Raw genomic sequence first — 19,385 nt, 5'->3', positions numbered from 1 at the left:
ATGCAACTAATTCATCGAACGGCTATTAACCATATTATAAGTGTTGACGAATACTGCCGTTTGTCAATGAATCAAAATTCACGCTATCACGTAATTTGTCGTTATAACAAACAGATACCAATAACACGTTTAAAAAGTGTTACGCAGGCAGTTCAGTGCTCACTTCCTGGCCATTTTAACCTCCAGACCTCACAAAATGATGCAGAATAAGCGCAAACGTTTTTCATGTTTTATCGGGTTGTTTTTATTGAATTTTAATTTTATTTAATAAACACGCCGCTATTTTATTAACCAACTTCCTGACATTGCCCTAACATTACTCATCTTACCTCTTAGTACCCTCCCCGCCTTGTCTTTCATGTTTGCTCGCGAATGGAATTGCGCGTTTCGTCTGTTAATAAGAATATTTATTCACATTAACGACAAGGAGTTGGCCGGAGCGCCGAAGTAAATCCAGAAAAGAGGTTATATGATTGAAACCATATCAATTGGAGCGCTGGAATCGTTCCTGATCGCCATCAGTGTGCTTTTTATCGGCCATATCGTTAACGGACAAATCCCGGCCCTGAAGAAGTACAATATTCCTGAACCTATCGTTGGTGGCCTGATCGTCGCGTTGATCATCACTGGTCTTCACTTTAATAACATCGACTTAGAATTTTCCCTGCCCCTGCAGCACACCTTTATGTTGATGTTCTTCAGTACCGTTGGCCTGGCGGCTAACTACAAGCAACTGCTGAAAGGCGGAGCCAAAGTATTCTGGTTCCTGGCCATCGCATCGGTATACATCATCATTCAGAATGGTGTTGGTGTCTCTCTGGCTACCTCTATGGGCCTTGACCCACTGATGGGTCTCATCGCAGGTTCAATTACCCTGTCCGGCGGACACGGTACCGGTGCAGCCTGGTCTCAGACGTTTGCTGAAAACTATGGCATGAGCAACACCCTGGAAATCGCCATGGCGTCGGCGACCTTTGGTCTTATCATCGGTGGTATCATCGGCAGCCCGGTCGCCCAGAGGCTAATCACCAAAAACAACATTGAGTCCGAGTACGGTACCGATGCTCACGCGCACGAGCGCTTTCCTGAGCTGGTGACCTATAACGAACTGGAAGAGGACAAAGTTACCGCCAGAATCGTTATCGAGACTCTGTTTGTACTGCTGATCTGTGTAACCGGTGCCAAATACCTGGAGCAGGCCATAGCATCACTGGAAATCAGCTGGCTGCGCATCCCTGATTTCGTATACGCGCTGTTTATCGGTGTGTTCATCACCAACGTGATGGAAGTAACCAAAGTCCGTCAGCTTCACGCAGAGACGGTGGACGTGCTGGGTACGGTTTCCCTGTCGCTGTTCCTTTCTATGGCCCTGATGAGCCTGAAACTGTGGAACATCTTTGATCTCGCTATCCCGTTCCTGGTGATCCTGGGCGTTCAGTCGCTGGTTCTGGGCCTGTTCAGCTACTTCGTAACCTTTAAAGCGATGGGCGGCAACTACGACGCTGCAGTTATTGCTGGCGGCCACTGTGGATTCGGTCTGGGCGCTACCCCAACGGCTGTCATGAACATGGGCTCACTGGTCACCCGCTTCGGCCCGTCACCACAGGCATTTATGGTGGTACCGATTGTGGGCGCTTTCTTTATTGATATTGTGAACCTGATTATCCTTCAGGCATATATTTCGGTGATTGGATAAGCGGTACGTGGTACGTGGTACGTGGTACGTGGTACGTGGTACGTGGTACGAAATGATAATAGACGGGGGCCTTTTGGCTCCCGTTTTTTTTGTGCTTATTTTAAGTTTCTGAAGCGCTTTGTGAGATCCCGGATAGCTCTGGTTTAACTATGTGCCTTACATGAGTTCAGGTGAGCAGAACTTCCGGGATGACACGGGTAAGTAAACCATTGTTATTCAAACACTTCGTCATCCCGGGCGCGTTCCACTGAACTTACCATACCCCCACAGCCAGGCGCGACCCGGGACCTCGTGAAGCGATCCGTTAAGATAAGCAAAACAACCCACCCAAAGCATCACTACCAAACCATCACAACCCTCAGAACTAACATATTACCATTCACTCACCACGCCCACCGGGTCATCCTGAACGCGCTCCCGTTAACCCGCCCCGTGCAGAGGAGGTTGGGCGCGATTCAGGATCTGGTTTCAGCAAGGGTTAGACTCATTTCGCGTTAGCGACACCCGAGAACTGCAGGCAGCTTTTGAACTTACGACACTCTGTGAGCAGATCCTGAAATGAATTCAGGATGACATAGTGCAGGTGGCAAGGTGAAAAGAAAACCAGATGTTAGGCACCAGCGGATAGCACAGTAGGCGCGGAACCAGGCTTGACGCGGGTATACAGTTCGCTTCGTGAGATCCCGGATAGTTCTGTTTTGATATCGCGCCTTACATGAGTTCGGGTGAGCAGAACTTCCGGGATGACAGGGTCATATAAGTCATTGTTAATTTGATATTTCGTCATCCCGGGCGCGCTCCACTGAACCTACCATCCCCCCACAGGCAGGCGCGACCCGGGACCTCGTGAAGTGTTTAGTTAAGCCAGACAAACCACCCCACCCAAAACGCCACTACCAAACCATCACAGCCCTATGAATGCACAGAGTATCATTCACTCACCACGCCCACCGTGTCATCCTGAGCGCGCTCCCGTTAACCTGCCACACGCGAAGAAGGTTAAGCGCGATTCAGGATCTGGTTTCAGCAAAAGTTAGACTCATTTCGCGGTAGCGACTCCCGAGAGCTGCGGGCAGCTTTTTGATTTACGACACTTTGTGAGCAGATCCTGAACTGAATTCAGGATGACACAGTGTAGGTTGTTAGGTGAAAAGAAGACCGGTTGTTGTGTGCCAGCGGATAGCTCCGTAACTGCCGTACAGAGCCAAAGGCAGGCATACAGATCGCTCCGTGAGATCCCGGATAGATCTGGTTTGGCAGCGTGGCCTACATAACTTCAGCGGGCAGAATTTCCGGGATGGCAAGGGTAAGTAAACCATTGTTATTCAAACACTTCGTCATCCCGGGCGCACTCCACTGAACTTACCCTCCCCCCACAGCCAGGCGCGACCCGGGACCTCGTGAAGCGATCAGTTAAGCCAGATAAACCATCCCACCCAAAACGCCACTACCAAACCATCACAGCCCTATGAATGCACAGAGTATCATTCACTCACCACGCCCACCGTGTCATCCTGGGCGCGCTCCCGTTAACCCGCCACACGCGAAGAAGGTTAAGCGCGATTCAGGATCTGGTTTCAGCAGGGGCGATACTTTCCTCGCGGTGGCGACTCCGGATAGCTGCAGGCAGCTTTTGAGTTTACGACACTCTGTGAGCAGATCCTGAAATGAATTCAGGATGACACGGTGCGAGTGGTTAGGTGAAAAGAAAACAAAAGCGTTGTGCACCTGTGGATAGCTCAGTAACTCCCGTACTTAGCTTTAGGCAGGAATACAGATCGCTCCACGAGATCCCGGATAATTCTGAACTGGCTGTGTGCCTTACCGCAGCAACAGTGGGCAGAATTTCCGGGATGACAAATAACTTAACCAATTGCTTATTAATGAGTCACCCAATAAGCCATCTGATTAACACGCAAAAAAACGGGCCCTTTCGGACCCGTTTGCGGCTTTGAGAGAAGCCGGAGACATTAGTAACAGTATAGTCACTACTTATATTTTGACCTCAACGCGGCGGTTTTTCTCCCTGCCCTGTGAAGTTGCGTTGTCCGCAATTGGAGCCATTTCACCTTTTGAGGTGGCTTTCAGGCTCTGTGGGTTGATACCTTTGCTAATCAGATACTGCTCTACTTCCTTACTGCGGCGCAGGCCAAGAGCCATGTTATAAGTTTCGCTTCCTTTTGCATCCGTGTGACCTTCAAGGGTGATCAGGTTCGGGCTGTTCTTCAGCTCAAGCGCGATATGGTCAAGAATACGCACCGAAGTTTCACTCAGCTCAGAACGGTCAAAGCGGAAGAACACGCGTGCCAGGATTGGCTCGCCCTTTTCCGTCACTTCAGATTTAGTGGTCGTCACTTTCAGTACACTCTTATGCTGAAGGTAAGCCAGGCAATCGTCTGAAATCTGGTTTTCCCCAACCAGCAGCTGTGCAAAACGGCTTACATCAATGTCCGGGTTTTCTTCACCAGAGACCATACGGCCATTGCGGTGATGGGCAATGATCACAGGCGTTTCCATGGTTACGGTCAGTTCCTGATTGAACGCAGTGGTTTCACACATCTGTTGCAGCAGGGTTGGTTGTGCACACGCCGCGCCGGATACGGCGAACAGGGCGCCAAGCAGCCATTTATTCATTATATTTCCTCGTCTGTTGGTGCCTGTCCAGAAACCTCCGGCCAGGTGTGTAAATCATCTTTCAGCTGGGCAAACATCAGCAGTGCCTGCTCTTCGCTGTTTTCCTGCAGCAGGATCTGTTTCACTACATGTTCCTGCTTCGAGCGCATCAGGCTGACAATCAGGTTGGCCCGGATAGTTGGGTCTGTGGTGCCCTGTTTATACAGCGGCATCAGGCGCTCGGCAGCTTCTGCATAGCGGCCTTCCATCATCTCTGTCATCGCCAGATTGTTACGGATGGCATTCTCATCTTTAAATCCCAGACGGGCTTCGAAGAAGTAGCGCTTCGCGGTCTCAAAGTCCCCTTCAGTCGCCATAATGATGCCGTAAAGGTTCTTAACTGCGTACACATCTTTCTGCACCGCCAGGCTGTAATCGATACAGTACTTGGCGTTATCGTAATCTTCGTTGGCGTAGGCGATATCGGCACGGGTCAGCCAGCAGCCATCAAGGGTGCTGCAGGTATCATCCGGGATCTGATCAAGATAGTAAGTAGCCGCTTCCAGATCGCCCGCTTTAAAATAAACACGCGCCAGCTTAACCGCTGCAGGATGGTCCTGCGGGTTCTTCTGTAAACGCTCACGATAGTTTTCCTGCAATCCCTGGAAGTTTTCGGTGATCTCCATTCGTTGTTCATCACTGATGGTTTTTGGGGCAGACGAACAGCCAGCCAGCAAAGCCACCAGCACAACAGATAAAAATCTCATTGCATTAGCCTCATTACGCCCGGCGCGATAATCAGGATCACGATAGGCATCATAATAAAGATGATTAGGGGAACACTCATTTTGGCCGACAGGGAGCCGATCTTCTCTTCGGTCTCCAGCATCTGCACTTCACGAATGTCCTTTGAAAGGGTGATCAACACCTGATAGATCGAGCTGCCGTGTTGCAGGCTCTGCAGCAACGTAAAGGTAAAGCTGCGCACTTCCTGGGTGTTAATTCGCACTGCAAGCTCGGTCAGCGCGCTTTCCAGCCCGGTTAAACGGGCACGTTCTGCAGTTCGCTTAATATGATAAGCAAGGTGCTTATCAAAGCCCTGCAGCTCCTCCGCCAGATAAGCCAGTGCCGATTCCAGTGTCATACCGGTTTGCACGCACACCGCCATCAGATCAATCAGATACGGCAACTCACGGCCAACGTTGCGCTCAACGGTTTTCTTCTTCGATGCCAGAATCATATCCGGCAGCACAATAACCGCTACCAGCACACCAAACACCGGCAGAATCACGTCTTCCAGCACCCAGCCTTCACTCATCACCATGAACGCCGCAGCAACAAAAGTGACAATAATGGTGCCGAACTTAGCCGGAAGATAGTAAATCGCCAGCCCTTTGTTATAGATACCGGCCTGCTCCAGCTTCTGCTCAAACTCCACCTTGTTCTCGGCGCTGATTTTCTTCATCGCCAGGCGGAATTTCTTCTTCGCTTCCGACTCAACTTCTTCTGTCTGAAGCAGTTTGTGCATCCGGGTGCGCTGCTTTGCCTGCGATGAGCTGCGCAGCAGGCTGAACGCGATTACCCCAAGCAGAAAAGTAACCAGCGAAATAATCATAGAGGCCATCAGCGGATCCCCCTGATCAGAAACCAGATAATGCCCATGCCAATCGCTTCACTGCCGATCAGGTAGTAAAGGATCATACGACCGCCCGGATCATGAATCACAAACTGGAAGTTCTCCGGGCTCATGTACTGCATGCCAAACAGAAACAGAAACGGGATAGCACCTACAATTTTGGCCGACAGCCGGGCTTCCGAAGTCATCGCCTTAGTTTTCTTTTCTACCGAACGGGCATCAAACAACACGCGGTTCAGCCGGGTCATCACCTCTTTCAGCTGACCACCACGGATCATGTTGGCGCGCAGGGTTATGATAAAGAAGCGGTAGCTCTTATACGGGCAGTTCTGGCACGAGCGGCGAAACACCTCATCCGGTGACTCACCGATCTGCAGTCGCTGCCCCACCCACTTAAATTCCTGACCCACGATGGTATCGAGCTTGTCGCCCACGAACTGAATCGCCTGCATCACACTCTCACCAGAGCTGACCGCACTGGTCATCAGGTTGATGGCGTCCGGGAAGGACTCTTCAAACTTCTTCTGACGGCGATTAAGCAGAAAACGAAACAGCAGAATAGCGGCAACAAATGGCGTCGCAGCCAGCGCGGCCATGCCAGACATAAAGCCCAGCGCCAGATAAACGCCAACCACATAGCTCATGGCAAAGCTGACAGCGGCAATACCCGCAGCCGCCTGCATCAGGCCTTTCTTACCCAGCTGTTTGGCCACACCATTAAAGCGGATCAGAAGCTGGTCTTTAAAGCTCTCTCCCTTCAGGGAAGAAAGGTTCACCAGGTTCAGCTCATCTTCGCTGTTGGTATGGCTGTCTTTGTTCAGCAGTGCGGTCTTCTGCTTTTTCAGGCTGCAGCTGTAATACCAGGCCACACCACCGATAAGCATCAGATAAATATAGAGACTCATAGTTTTACCTGAACGCTGCCATCAGCTCTTCATACAGGCCAAAGTAGCGCGCTTTTTTTGCCAGCTCTGAGCGTTGCATCAGGCCTGGTGTCATAAAGCGGCCGGAGATTTTCTCCCCTTCTCCCTGGCGCTCGTCCGGTTCAAAGCGGAAGATCTCTTCCATAACCACGTTCTCGCCTTCAAGGCCCACGACTTCAGAAATAGAGGTCACCTTACGTGAGCCATCGTGCAGACGGTTTGCCTGGATCACGATGTTCACCGCACTGACGATGGTACGACGAATCGCCTCCAGCGGCAGCGCCAGGTTAGCCATCATAATCATGCTCTCCACACGGGCCAGCGCATCGCGCGGGGTGTTGGCGTGCAAAGTAGACATCGAGCCATCGTGGCCGGTGTTCATCGCCTGCAGCATCTCAAACGCTTCTGAGCCACGACACTCACCAATGATGATGCGGTCCGGGCGCATACGCAGGGCGTTGATCACCAGATCGCGCTGGTTGATCTGACCGGTGCCTTCAGTACCCGCTACACGTGTTTCAAGACGAAGTACGTGCGGCTGCTGAAGACGCAGCTCAGCTGCATCTTCAATGGTCAGGATACGCTCCTTCTCAGAGATGTACTGAGAAAGGCCGTTCAGCAGCGTCGTCTTACCCGAACCGGTACCACCTGAGATCAGGATGTTGCAACGACAGCGCGATGCGATCATCAGTACCTTGGCCATTTGCGGGCTCATGGCACCAAACTCCACCAGCTCCGGCAGACCAATACTCTGCTTTTTGAACTTACGGATTGAGATAGCCGTACCATCGATACTGATTGGGCTGATCACCACGTTGACACGGCTGCCGTCCGGCAGACGGGCATCGGCCAGCGGCGTGGCTTCATCTACGCGGCGTCCAACACGGGATACGATGCGCTGGGCGATTTGGCGTAGCTGATTGTCATCAACAAAGGACACATCACTCTTTTCTACCAGGCCGTGGCGTTCAACAAACACTGCATCCGGGCCGTTCACCATGATGTCGGTGATATCTTCATCATCCATCAGCGACTGAAGCGGGCCAAGGCCGGTCAGTTCATCTATCAGGTTAGAAACAAACTGACGGCGCATAATCGCCGGAACAGGCTGCTCCATCTGCTCAACCAGCATGTCGACACCGTTGGTCAGCTGATTGCGCAGCTGGTCACGGCTGGCGTTCTCTACCGCACTGGTATCCAGCGCTTCGTAAATGCGGTTACGAATATCCAAATAAAGGGATTTAGCTGCACTCATCGCCTTACCCCTTATTCAGTTTGCTGCGCAGTTCTGCGAGCAGTTCAGCCAGTGGATTGGCTTTTTTGCCAATCTTTCTGCCCAGCACCAATGCTGCCAGATCGAGCATTTTTGAAGAGAAGCGGCCACGAATACCGGTAAAGCGTTTACCAGACAGCAAGACAGAAGGAATAGATTTCTCGTATCCTACTTCTACATCAATTTTACGTTTTAGTTGTTGCTCAATTTCTTTGGCATACAGTACGCCGTCACGGAACGTACGGTGCTGGTTCAGCACGACAATAGAACGCGGTGTTTTGAGACTGTTGCGCGCCGCCACATCCAGGTTATGCAGGATACGTTTCGCAGAGCGCACAGCAGAAACTGTTGGGTCAGCCACCACCACTACCGAGTCGTAATGTTCACACAACGCTATATAATCCAGCGGGAACTCACGCGAGCATGAGAAATCTTCCACCACCAGGTTGTAGCGACGAAGCAGCATAGAGACCATGGCATCGGTCTGCTTATTACAGTCATCAATTGATGCCTTGAGGCCATCTGCGGCCAGCAGTGCAATACCGTCACATACACTTTGCAGCAGTGACTGAGCTGAGTCTTCATCCAATTGGGATACCTGCACAGCAGACTTGTTTATATCCAGCTTTTGGTACTCTTCAATACCCAGTAAAACGTCCAGGTTGGAATCACAGTAGTTGTGATCCACCAGCATAACTTTGGAGTGCGTCTCACGACGCAGGAAGCTCGCCAGCTCACAGGCGATAAGTGAAGCGCCTACGCCCCCTTTTGCGCCCACAACGGCAATGCGCTTGGCTTTACGCTCTCTGCCGAGGCCCTTACCACCATGGTGGTTTCTCACCACGTGGCGCATAAAGTCACTCAGCTCTGCTTTTACTACCGGCCAGAAAACGTAATAGAAGCCCATTTCCTTCAGAGAACGAATGGTTGAAATCGCATCTTCTTTACCAATGACCACGACAGAAGCCGTATTTGGGATCTGCGGTGCCAGTTCGTTGATTTTGGCGATCACATCATCACAGTTAGTCAGCTCGATAAGAACCAGATCCAGCCGCTGTGCATTTTTAGAGAAAAACTCATCCCAGTTGGCAGGTTTCATCACCTGCATATCCGGAACACCAAGCGAATCAAAACTGAACACTTCTGCAACGAGTTCGTGGCAGTGCTCAGACTGATAGAACAAAACGGAGTTGAGACCTTCTTTTGTTTCTGACAGGGATTCCGTCGCTTTAAGCGCTTCTGTTAAATCCAGCATTTACTTCTCCTCAGCTATTGAGAGTTCAGAAACCACAGGCCTGAGTGTCGATGGTGTCGCCAGTGACTTGTTACGGGCGCGATCGACAAAGCAGCCATCCTGCACGCTCCAGGCGTTGTAACCACCCAGCGCCTGACACGGTGGCATGATCACCTGAGTACGTTCAGCACGTATCACCAGGTCATTTACTGGCCTGGCTTTCAGCTCGCTGTGATAGCTCATCCACGGGCGGAACTTGCCCAGCTGCTTTTGCAGTTTGGCCTGCAGGCGCTGACCTTTCTGGCTGTAAGCTATAACCGCTACCCGCTCAGCATCCGCTTCAAACTGACTAACAATAAAGTCATGGGCTTTTTCATCCAGCTTTTGCTTCTCGCTGCCTTTATTTGACTTGTAATCCAGCTTGAGTTCAGTCTTAACCGGAACCAATACAGCCTCAGTGCCTGTAATCGGCTGGTTTGAACAGCCACTCAACACCACACTTGCCAGAGCCACAGAAAGGCTCGCTATTTTTAATGAAGATTTGATCATTTCTTAAAGCCCCCTTGAGACAGCAGATCGTAAGTCACGCGGTATTTCGGTGTCTCGCTCATGCCAAACAGGCGTTTAAGCGTACCGGTCGGCTGCATGTGCGGTAACTGAATTTCCGAAGCGTGCTGAGGCTTAACGCGGTTTACTGTTGCAACAATGACCAGCTCACGCTTCTCACGTTTGGTCGCAGCGCTGCGGAACAGAGCGCCCAGTACCGGGATATCACCCGCGCCAGGGATCTTGGACATGCCTTCTACGTCTTCGCTGCTCATCAGGCCACCGATGACGAAGCTCTCGCCGTCTTTGAGTTCGAGGGTGGTTTCGGCTTTGCGGGTGCGCAGTGCCATTGCACCACTTTCCGTCTTATGAGTCGGGTCTACTGAGCTGACTTCTGGCTTAAGCTTCAAACGAATACGTCCACTCTCAAGTGTCTTGGCGGCAAAGGCCAGCTTAATACCGTACTCTTTATAGGTGACATTTGTTCCATTACTGCTTCGGGTCTCAGTAGGCAACTCTCCACCAACCAGGAAGGTTGCAGACTCACCAGAAATAACTGACAGATTAGGCTCAGCCAGCATCTGACCCAGAGTAGTGTCATTTATCGCTGAAATCAGGGTGCTAAGTTTGCCTGCATCAAAGTCGGTCAACAGAAACTGACCGGCAGCATTAGTTCCACCCGATGCCCACTTAAAGCCCAACTCCTCATTTAATGTGCTGCTTACATCAGCAATCGACAGCTTTACGTTGATTTGATCAGCAGATGCAATCTTCAGCTTGTCAACCAGACCCTTGTACTCAACTTTCTTGTTAAAATCGGCTACAACTGGCTTAATTTCTGTCGCCTTGGAGTTTTTGTCATCTTTTTGTTTATCCTGCTTCTGCTCGACTTTCTCAAGTTTCAGCAGTTCACCGATCAGTTTGATCACTTCAAGGTGCTGAGTTTGATTAATGATCTCACCGGTTACCAGTACCTGCTCATCAACAGCCTCAACCTTCACCTTTAAGTCCGGGTAGTGCAGTTTAAGCTGACGGTTCACCAGGCTGACATCACGCACTACGTTTACCTTACGGTCGTAAATTTTAGTGTTGTCTTTGCCAAACACCATAATGCGGGTGTCGCCTCGCTGTTTACCAAACACGACAAACTTGTGGCTGTCGAGAATTTGATAGTCGGCCACATCCGGAGACGAAACGAAAATAGTGCCGATCTCCTGCTGAGTGGAAACGCTGGTTGCATCTCCCAAAGCAATAGTCAGACCGGCACTCCAGGCTGGCGCCGAGGCGCAGGCAGCCGCAAGCAGAGCCATGCGGCTCCATCGTAGTAATAGTTCTTGCATAGCGATTACCTTATCCGCGACGGGAGCCGCGCAGTTCAACGATACCCTGATAACCCGGCAGAATATCTTTGGTTTGGGCTTCCGGCAGATACATCTGCTGACGGGATTTGTAGATTTCCAGTGCCGACAGGCGGCGGGCCAGAGTCATCTTACTGATAAAAGTGTGAGGGATCTCCAGCACCAGGGTTACCAGAGTGGACGCTTCATCTGCGCCATAGTGAGCCAGCTCCTGGTTATCGTAGGTTTTGCCCTGCACAGCCAGTACGCGAACCTGGTTCAGAAGAGGCTTCACGTCAATATTGGCAGCGCGTGGAGACTCTACGCTGTCGCGCTGTGCCATGTTCTGCTGCAATGACGTGAGGGAAAGCACATCAATAAAGTCACCGGCTTTTACGCCAGCAGCAATGATGTGGCGCTGTTCCATTGCAAGTGGAAACGGAGTCATACCAGGCTTAATGATGGTATCAACGTAATCATTGTCATCCGGTGTAACCAGATCTTCAGGACTAAGGATTGCTCCAGGTTTAAGGTTATGGCGGTAAACCGCACCTTTACCATAAGGCAAGTCTAAAAGTGCATAACCAGATTCGCTCTCAGGCAGCATCTCTGCTTCCAGTAGATCCGGATTGAAGTTTTGGCCACGTTGAATGTTTGAAGCAACGCGCCAAACGCGGAGCTTATTTTCGGGCGCTTCGGTCTGAGCGACAGGTGCAGGTTCAGGTTTGGTAGCAAATACCTCATTGAAGAGGCCATAAGCACCTACACCTAACGCAATAATAGCTATAAGGTGGGTGAGTCTTTGTTTCATAGGCGGGCAGGGTCCAGTACTAAGCAAACAATATTAAATGTGCTGACGCCGGCTATGGCGATCCCGTACGGGACGCCCCTTTCCTTAAGCTCTTTATACCCAGCGGTTAGATACGCCCAGCCAAACTGAACCATCACCACTAATCCGCCAGCCATAAGAAAACCAATCAGGTTATCCAGTGCCAATGGAAAGGTAAAACAGAGCGAATATCCCATTAACAGCTTAATATCCCCGGCACCAAAGACTTTAAAACGAAAAAGAAACAGGCCCAGTACAAAAGTAATTAATGAGATCACAATCCCTTGCCAGATATTCGACGCATCCAGCAGCAACGCTAAAATTAAGCAAACTACAAAGTTAAGGCCGACCAGTTGGTTACTGATCCGTCTTTCTTTCCAGTCTGAGATAAAAATATTGACCGCCAGGACGGTCAATATTGAAACTAGAATAAGCTCTTTCATTAGGTGGTTGGGGTTGCACCACCCGCATTAATTACAGTTGCGATATTTTTAAAAGCTTTGTTTAGAGAGCCCAAAAAGGTACTTTCATCAGATTTGTTACCCATGATGGCAGTCAAACCAACAGCCATTGCAACGCCAAGCATTGCGTACTCAATTGCAGTTACACCGTCTTCGTTCTTGATGAAATCGTTAATCAGTTTTTTCATTATTAAATTCTCTTATTAAGAGGTTTGACAACAAGCCAGCCAAAAGAAAAGGACTAAAGTTTTAACTAGCAACGTATTTTTGACACGGGCTAGTTTACTGGATCAAGGTCACATTACAAGCAGTTTGTTTTACATCGGACGCTTTTTAACACAGACCTGACAAAGACTGCAAAAACAACAACTTAGAGTATAAAATCCAGTTTTAAGTTATTGGTTTTTATAGATTTTGATTAACCACAACACCTCGAATAACTCAACCAATAAACAGAGATCATGACATCATACCCAGACTGCATGCCATTAAATTGACACTGCACCCACAGATTCAAGCAAATCCGATAACGCAAACCTGCGTTTAACAAAGTAGCGGCTGAAGTCCAATGTCGACCGCTTATCCTCCCAAGGAATGAAAGGTAAGAAATTGAAGTTAACAGCAAATATAAGAAAGCCCGCATCAGCGGGCACTATGATAGTCAATGGCTTAAACGGTCAAAATTATGCCCAGTTTCATCAGCAAACAAACCTAGGATTACATCTTTCAGCTTCTCAAGATCATTAACTGGATAAATATTTTCCTTCCCAAAACAGCTGTAATAGGCATTACCTCCAGCTCCCTTTCCAGGATCAAAACCGATGCCAACAACAAACATTTTTACATCATACTTATTACCGTCACCAGGGTTGGACAGCTTCTCTCTTATATTTTCACACATCTTGTACTTTTCAAGCTTTGAAAACGTATTTGAGCTTTCCACACCATCAGACAATACAATAATGTACCTGTTCTTGTTCTTTGCGTTATAAAACTGGTGCGGTGCAGCAAGAATCCCCTGGTAGACATGCGTACCACTATATGGCTTCATCTGCTTTATTTTATTTACAAAATCTACCCTGTCAGACTCCGTACTAAATCCTTTCCTCTCTACATTATAATAGAGAGGAACTCGATTACCTTTATTGTTTCTACCCTGACCTCCACAATAAGATCCAGGGTTTGGTCTGTAATTATCTGTATACCCCTGAGCATTATACTCCATTGGTGTAGATAACATAGGCTTGTTCTTAACTGAGATTTCACTAGCACTTCGCTCAAAACTAATATGACTGGAAAAGTTAACCAAACCTTTCTTTAACTTACCTCGCTTCTCTGACTTTAACCAGTTGTGAGGGTAGTCTACATATTTATAAAATCCTTTCGTATAGCGAGAGCCATTTGAAAGCCATATAAAATAAGACTCAAATATCGCTCTCTGACGTTTAGATATTTTATTTTCGTCATACCATGTTTTACGGTCACCATCAAAATACTTCTTGTAAACTGACATAAAGTTAGGATTACTTCTGACAAAGTCAAAATCACCACTTTCGTCCCCTGGATATTTTGCTTTAGGTGCTAACAAAGGGGACACACAATAAAACTTACTTCCAACTCCTGGTAATTCCCTTTGCACAACGATCCTTCTATTGAACGGAATATATCCAAAAGTGGATTTCTTATTCACATCAAACAAAGCCTTGGTAACCTGGTCGATAGCCTCTCTCAGATATTCAATTTTCTTCCTTTTATTTCGACCCCGACACCAGCGATCTTCTTTTTTACTTTTAGAGTCATAACAAAAGTCCATGGATCCTGAGTAATCGGCTACAAAAACCACATCCGCAGGTTCGTGGTTACCTTTTATTCGTCCTGATGTTCCTTTATTTGTTACGGTTAGTTTTTCATCAAAACTTGCCCAAGTTGGAAAATTCATCCAGGATTCATGTGTTGTTTTTACATTTACGTCATAGCGAACATAATTAACGTTGTAGGGAGTAATTAGCTCATTTTTCCCAAACCGGTTGTTAACATCTGTTCGCTTTATTTCTGTCAACTCTACTTTCTTATCATCCTGCAAGAAAAAATGAATCCAATTCGTAGCCACTTCCTTAGCACTATAACCGCTCGCCTGTTTTTCTTCCGCCTTAAAGGCATTTTTCACCCTGTCATTTGAAGCGACAGCAATAGACGCGGCTTCGAGAGCATCACCCAACCTTGCTTTTTTGCTTATATATCTTGAGCCCTCTATACCAAGAGCGCCCAGAGACATAATTGCTCCAATAAGAAAAACATACCATATCGCAGCAACACCACGTTGTAATCGTTTTGTATGCATAATTTTATCTGCCTAAAAAAGCTGAGCTCGCCGCTAGTATCCGTTCCGTTTTTTTGTCATCATTACCAATCACACGCTCAAACCATGCTGGTACACTCTGACAGACAGTAACCTGATAAACAGGGGCTATCTTTTTACTTTTTTCCAAAGGAATATCAAAACTCGAATCGAACTTATTTTTGACTGAGCAAGCGATGTCCCCCGACCTCTCCTGGATACTTTGTCGCTTACCTTTAACTCCTACCCGCCTCTCAATCACAACCGATACTTTTTTTTCATCAACGTTAAGTAACCTTGCACCCAGAGTCCTTAGTTCTTTTGCTTCACTGCCATCACTCAATTCATTTGATGAAAAATAGAGTTTTCTTTCTTTAAGAACACTCACTAATGAATATGAAATTCTTTCCAGTTGGCTCTTTCTTATCTGTTGATAACCGAGATCAAAACAAAAATAAAGAGCGGCAGCCATCCCAATCAAGACAAATGCCAGTTCAATCGCAAACACACCAGATTGCTTACTTCTTGTCACGGGGGAGCCTCTCAAACTCATCGATAACCAGGACATGTCGTTTTATATCAGTACTAAAAAGTGGAACAGGGAAGAACACAGGTTTGTAAAAATAGGTAACTTCAAAAACTGAGAACGCATTTTTCTTCCAAGTTGCTAAGTTTGGAGTATCATCAATCAGTGTTTTGAGGTTTTTATAGTGCTTGCCATTGATAGCCATATTGCTGTCAAAACTCAGAATTTTTCCTAATGCCCCCGCTCTCGTCCTCTCTATAAATGAATAGAACCAAATCTGAAATTCATCACCTTTAAAAGACTGAACTTTCTCGCATTCATGCTTCTGTTTATCTGAAAGCTTATCGTCAGTACAATCAAAGCCAGGCTTGTTGTACTCATTAAGCTTCGGGTTCTTCTTCAACTGCACCCGCGCATCCCGCGCAGCCTCAGCCGTCGCATAATCCAGAACCGAGCAAATGTAGGTAAGGCGGCAGGTCTCGAAGATCAACATAGTGAACATAAACAGCACTATGAAGCCCAGGGAAAATTCGATAGCGAACACCCCTTTCTGCCTCTGTTTAAATGGCTTTTTCATTTAATTTATTTTCTTTAACAAAACTTATAAACAAAGGCTTAGCTGCAAGCAAAAAGCGAAAACCTCCATCACCAAGGTACAAAACTGTGACCTTAGTTCGAAATCGTACACAAATGTAAGATATAGAACAACATTCGAATAACCTGAAAATGAACATATGACAAACCTTTGACATTTGCAGCGTCATTTTGCTGTCACACCTGTTTCATTTTGTTCAGTGGCAAAGCAGTTCCCAGCTTCTATACTGATAAGAAACTCAGGATTTTCGATTACTAAACAGTGATCTAACTAAATTCTGCGATTACTGGCAGGAGTGAGTTATGAAAAGGCAGTGGTTGATTCTTCTTATAACTGTATTTGGCTGGCTGTGGTTGCCTGGTGTGCAGGCAGAGCAGCAGGTAGTGCTGAAGATAAACGGGGCGGTAGACAGGCAGCTTGAGCTGACCCGCGATGACTTTAAGCGATACGAACAGGTGATTATTGATACCGAAACACCATGGACAGTAGGCACCATTCGTTTCCAGGGGCCAACCCTGGAGTCTGTGCTTGAGCTGGCAGGTCCAAAAGGGCGCTGGATAACGCTTCGTGCACTGGACTCCTACCAGGCCAGTGCCAATCTGGATGACATTGAACGCTACTCCCCTATTCTTGCGTGGAAGATGGATAACCAGGAAATGAGTATCCGCCGCCGTGGGCCACTGTGGCTGATGTTTCCGATTGATGACTACGATGAGCTCAAGGCCCATATCTACAACGACTACATGGTCTGGCAGCTGTATGAAATCACCGTGAGTGATGAGGAGCCCTGATCTATGCCGCGGATCTCCCGTTTTAAAATAATGGGCGTTATTCTGGCCGGATTGCTGATGATTTTAAGCAGTCTGATCAGTTACGACCTGACCCGCCGCTCACATGAACTGATTAATAAAAACGAACTCTTTGCCGGTCGCGGAGCAGTGCAGCTTCTGCTGATGCATAGCCAGTTTATATCTGAGGCCGTTCGCTATCTTGACGGGAATATCACTAATGATGAACTGAGCCAGGCCTATGATCTCGCCTGGTCATCCTTTGACATTATGCTGGAAGGTTCAGGATACGAAGCTCTGCTCAGGAATGAAAAGAACGCTCATGATCTGAGGATGATATTCGCCAGTTTCAAAAAACTTGACCCGGCCAGAGGGCCGTTCAATGAAACAGAACTGCGGCAATACCTGGAGAAACAGGTCGATACAGAGTTCGTTCTTAATAAAATCTACAACAACGAGTTCCAGCGTGTTGCGACATTTAACTATGAGCGGGACAGTCAGCTCCACCAGGCTATCACCCGTATGTCTTATGCCCTGTTCACCCTGCTCGGCTGCTCAGTCACGCTGCTTATCCTGGTTTTCCGCAACCAGTCTCGACTCGAAACCCTGCGCCTTACCCACCCTCAGACCAGGCTGGCCAATCGCCAGACCCTGCTCTCTTACATGGCGCAAAAGCGCATTCGCGGGCAGGACTACGCACTTTTGTACCTCGAACTGCATGGCCTGGATGAAATCCAGAATATTGCCGGCCAAAAAGCAAAGGAGAAAGCGGTGACGAGGCTGGTGAAAAACTTCTCCTCCCTAAAAAACAAAGCGAAGCTGATCTGTCAGATAGACTCCTGCCACTTTGCTCTTATATCTGATCAAACCGAAGACCCTACCCTGCTCGCCAAAGAACTGCTGGCGTTTACCTCGACCAGAATCCTGTTTCAGGGAACCTCCTGCCCACTCTCAGGCAGTGTGGGGATAGTGATCAATCCACTGGAATGTGACAGCGACGAACTGATTTACGACCAGGCCTATCGCACCATGTGCCAGGCCCGCTCTGCCGGATTTGACCAGTATGCCGTATCCAGAGCCACCAGCTCCGCCCTTTGATGAACCCCGATAACTCCGCCCCAAATCAAACATTATGCATAAAAACAGCAAATACTTCAGAGGTAATCATTTGTTAAATATTTAAATACCACATCCCCTTGTTTTAAAAGAAAATACTTACACAAACATCAATAGCAGACGTTAAAGCCACAAGAAACTCATTGACACTGATGTTTTTGACACTATCATGCGCCACAATTTGGCTGGAATACGGCGTTTATTTAGCAAAAAAGAGAGAGGTTTTTGATGGCAGCGGACAACAACTACAGTTTGGGGCCGGTACCGGCATCGGCACGAAAAGGGGTCGCATCCCTGACGATGGTGATGCTGGGGCTGACGTTCTTTTCAGCCAGTATGTGGACCGGCGGTTCACTCGGCACCGGACTCAGCTTTGATGATTTCATCCTCGCCGTTCTCCTCGGCAACCTGATCCTCGGTATTTACACTTCCTTCCTCGGCTACATCGGCGCTTCTACCGGACTTTCCACTCATCTTCTTGCCCGTTTCTCTTTTGGTACCAAAGGCTCATGGCTTCCTTCACTGCTGCTTGGCGGCACTCAGGTTGGCTGGTTTGGTGTGGGCGTGGCAATGTTTGCTATCCCGGTTCACAAAGCGACAGGTATTGATACCAACACCCTGATCCTGGTATCCGGCCTGATGATGACAGCGACCGTATACTTTGGCATCTCAGCCCTGATGGTGCTCTCTGCCATTGCGGTACCGGCTATCGCGCTGCTGGGCGGCTTCTCTGTCTTCACTGCTATCGACAGCGTAGGCGGTGTTGGCGAGCTGATGAAAGTTGAACCTCAGCAGCCTGTAGACTTCTCTGTGGCCCTGGCAATGGTGGTTGGCTCGTTTGTCAGTGCAGGCACCCTGACTGCTGATTTCGTCCGCTTCGGTAAGAAACCAGCTGGCGCAGTACTTATCACCATGGTGGCGTTCTTTATCGGTAACTCACTGATGTTCATCTTCGGCGCAGCGGGTGCTTCGGTGACAGGCCAGGCAGATATTTCTGAAGTGATGATCGCACAGGGCCTGCTGCTTCCTGCGATTATCGTACTGGGCCTGAACATCTGGACCACCAACGACAACGCCCTGTACGCTTCAGGCCTTGGCTTCTCGAACGTGACCGGCCTTCCAAGCAAATACATCTCGATGGCGAACGGCGTGGTTGGCACCCTGTGCGCACTGTGGCTGTATAACAACTTTGTAGGCTGGCTGACATTCCTTTCACTCGCGATTCCACCGATTGGCGGCGTGATCATCGCTGACTTCCTGGCAAATCGTGAGCGTTACAAGAGCTTCTCTGACGATATGTTCAAAACCGTGAACTGGGCAGGTATTACAGCAGTCGCGATTGGTGTGGCTGCAGGTAACTTTCTTCCGGGCGTCGTGCCGGTAAATGCTGTACTTGGCGGCGCTATCAGTTATCTTATCCTGAACCCGGTTATCAATAAGAAGTATTCCAAAGCGCAAACCGCTTAAGGACGCC

18 protein-coding genes are annotated in these 19,385 nt (G+C 48.5%); 4 read left to right on the top strand and 14 right to left on the bottom strand.

The window, feature by feature from the left end; genetic code table 11:
• Window positions 1–469 precede the first annotated feature (469 nt).
• Complete coding sequence (gene gltS, locus ACVB80_RS07665) at window positions 470–1,696, top strand: sodium/glutamate symporter (protein WP_481080691.1); 1,227 nt, start codon at window positions 470–472, stop codon at window positions 1,694–1,696.
• 1,992 nt (window positions 1,697–3,688) lie between these two features.
• On the opposite strand, the gene ACVB80_RS07660 is transcribed toward gltS, so the two are convergent.
• The 14 genes from ACVB80_RS07660 to ACVB80_RS07595 form a co-directional block, all read right to left on the bottom strand.
• A complete protein-coding gene (locus tag ACVB80_RS07660; RefSeq protein ID WP_481080690.1) occupies window positions 3,689–4,330 on the bottom strand; it encodes an OmpA family protein in 642 nt (213 codons plus the stop codon).
• Complete coding sequence (locus ACVB80_RS07655; RefSeq protein ID WP_481080689.1) at window positions 4,330–5,076, bottom strand: hypothetical protein; 747 nt, start codon at window positions 5,074–5,076, stop codon at window positions 4,330–4,332. The genes ACVB80_RS07660 and ACVB80_RS07655 overlap by 1 nt, the downstream gene beginning before the upstream one ends.
• Window positions 5,073–5,933 carry a type II secretion system F family protein gene (locus tag ACVB80_RS07650; protein ID WP_481080688.1) on the bottom strand — a complete coding sequence of 287 codons (861 nt, stop codon included), beginning with the start codon at window positions 5,931–5,933 and terminating at the stop codon, window positions 5,073–5,075. The genes ACVB80_RS07655 and ACVB80_RS07650 overlap by 4 nt, the downstream gene beginning before the upstream one ends.
• Window positions 5,933–6,850 carry a type II secretion system F family protein gene (locus ACVB80_RS07645; protein ID WP_481080687.1) on the bottom strand — a complete coding sequence of 306 codons (918 nt, stop codon included), beginning with the start codon at window positions 6,848–6,850 and terminating at the stop codon, window positions 5,933–5,935. Before ACVB80_RS07645 ends, ACVB80_RS07650 begins: the two co-directional genes overlap by 1 nt.
• 4 nt (window positions 6,851–6,854) lie before the next feature.
• Window positions 6,855–8,123, bottom strand: a complete 1,269-nt coding sequence (locus ACVB80_RS07640) for a TadA family conjugal transfer-associated ATPase (RefSeq protein WP_481080686.1) — start codon at window positions 8,121–8,123, stop codon at window positions 6,855–6,857.
• A gap of 4 nt (window positions 8,124–8,127) precedes the next feature.
• The gene (locus tag ACVB80_RS07635) at window positions 8,128–9,396 is read right to left on the bottom strand and encodes a CpaE/TadZ family protein (protein ID WP_481080685.1); all 1,269 of its coding nucleotides are present in this window, start codon (window positions 9,394–9,396) and stop codon (window positions 8,128–8,130) included.
• Window positions 9,397–9,924: a hypothetical protein gene (locus ACVB80_RS07630; RefSeq protein ID WP_481080684.1), complete on the bottom strand. Its 528-nt coding sequence runs from the start codon at window positions 9,922–9,924 to the stop codon at window positions 9,397–9,399. It lies immediately after the preceding gene.
• The gene (locus ACVB80_RS07625) at window positions 9,921–11,261 is read right to left on the bottom strand and encodes a type II and III secretion system protein family protein (protein ID WP_481080683.1); all 1,341 of its coding nucleotides are present in this window, start codon (window positions 11,259–11,261) and stop codon (window positions 9,921–9,923) included. The genes ACVB80_RS07630 and ACVB80_RS07625 overlap by 4 nt, the downstream gene beginning before the upstream one ends.
• Before the next feature lie 10 nt (window positions 11,262–11,271).
• Entirely contained in the window at window positions 11,272–12,069 is a 798-nt protein-coding gene (cpaB, locus tag ACVB80_RS07620) for a Flp pilus assembly protein CpaB (RefSeq protein WP_481080682.1), read from the bottom strand.
• Entirely contained in the window at window positions 12,066–12,530 is a 465-nt protein-coding gene (locus tag ACVB80_RS07615; protein WP_481080681.1) for an A24 family peptidase, read from the bottom strand. The genes cpaB and ACVB80_RS07615 overlap by 4 nt, the downstream gene beginning before the upstream one ends.
• Window positions 12,530–12,736 (bottom strand): Flp family type IVb pilin, encoded by a 207-nt coding sequence (locus ACVB80_RS07610; protein WP_481080680.1) that lies wholly within the window; start codon window positions 12,734–12,736, stop codon window positions 12,530–12,532. The genes ACVB80_RS07615 and ACVB80_RS07610 overlap by 1 nt, the downstream gene beginning before the upstream one ends.
• Before the next feature lie 473 nt (window positions 12,737–13,209).
• Window positions 13,210–14,889 (bottom strand): pilus assembly protein, encoded by a 1,680-nt coding sequence (locus ACVB80_RS07605; protein WP_481080679.1) that lies wholly within the window; start codon window positions 14,887–14,889, stop codon window positions 13,210–13,212.
• A gap of 4 nt (window positions 14,890–14,893) precedes the next feature.
• Window positions 14,894–15,418, bottom strand: a complete 525-nt coding sequence (gene tadF, locus ACVB80_RS07600) for a tight adherence pilus pseudopilin TadF (RefSeq protein WP_481080678.1) — start codon at window positions 15,416–15,418, stop codon at window positions 14,894–14,896.
• Window positions 15,405–15,989 (bottom strand): TadE/TadG family type IV pilus assembly protein, encoded by a 585-nt coding sequence (locus tag ACVB80_RS07595; RefSeq protein ID WP_481080677.1) that lies wholly within the window; start codon window positions 15,987–15,989, stop codon window positions 15,405–15,407. The genes tadF and ACVB80_RS07595 overlap by 14 nt, the downstream gene beginning before the upstream one ends.
• A gap of 320 nt (window positions 15,990–16,309) precedes the next feature.
• On the opposite strand from ACVB80_RS07595, the gene ACVB80_RS07590 reads away from it, so the two are divergent.
• From ACVB80_RS07590 to codB, 3 genes are all read left to right on the top strand, one after another.
• Window positions 16,310–16,798 (top strand): putative pterin-binding protein, encoded by a 489-nt coding sequence (locus ACVB80_RS07590; RefSeq protein ID WP_481080676.1) that lies wholly within the window; start codon window positions 16,310–16,312, stop codon window positions 16,796–16,798.
• A gap of 3 nt (window positions 16,799–16,801) precedes the next feature.
• Complete coding sequence (locus ACVB80_RS07585) at window positions 16,802–17,893, top strand: diguanylate cyclase domain-containing protein (protein WP_481080675.1); 1,092 nt, start codon at window positions 16,802–16,804, stop codon at window positions 17,891–17,893.
• A gap of 246 nt (window positions 17,894–18,139) precedes the next feature.
• Window positions 18,140–19,378: a cytosine permease gene (gene codB / locus ACVB80_RS07580; protein WP_481080674.1), complete on the top strand. Its 1,239-nt coding sequence runs from the start codon at window positions 18,140–18,142 to the stop codon at window positions 19,376–19,378.
• The last annotated feature ends 7 nt before the right edge of the window (window positions 19,379–19,385 follow it).

The organism is Vibrio sp. 9-16B-A1, from assembly GCF_056726165.1.
The sequence above is the reverse complement of the archived record's forward strand: the minus strand, read 5'-3'. Positions and strand labels throughout refer to the sequence as shown.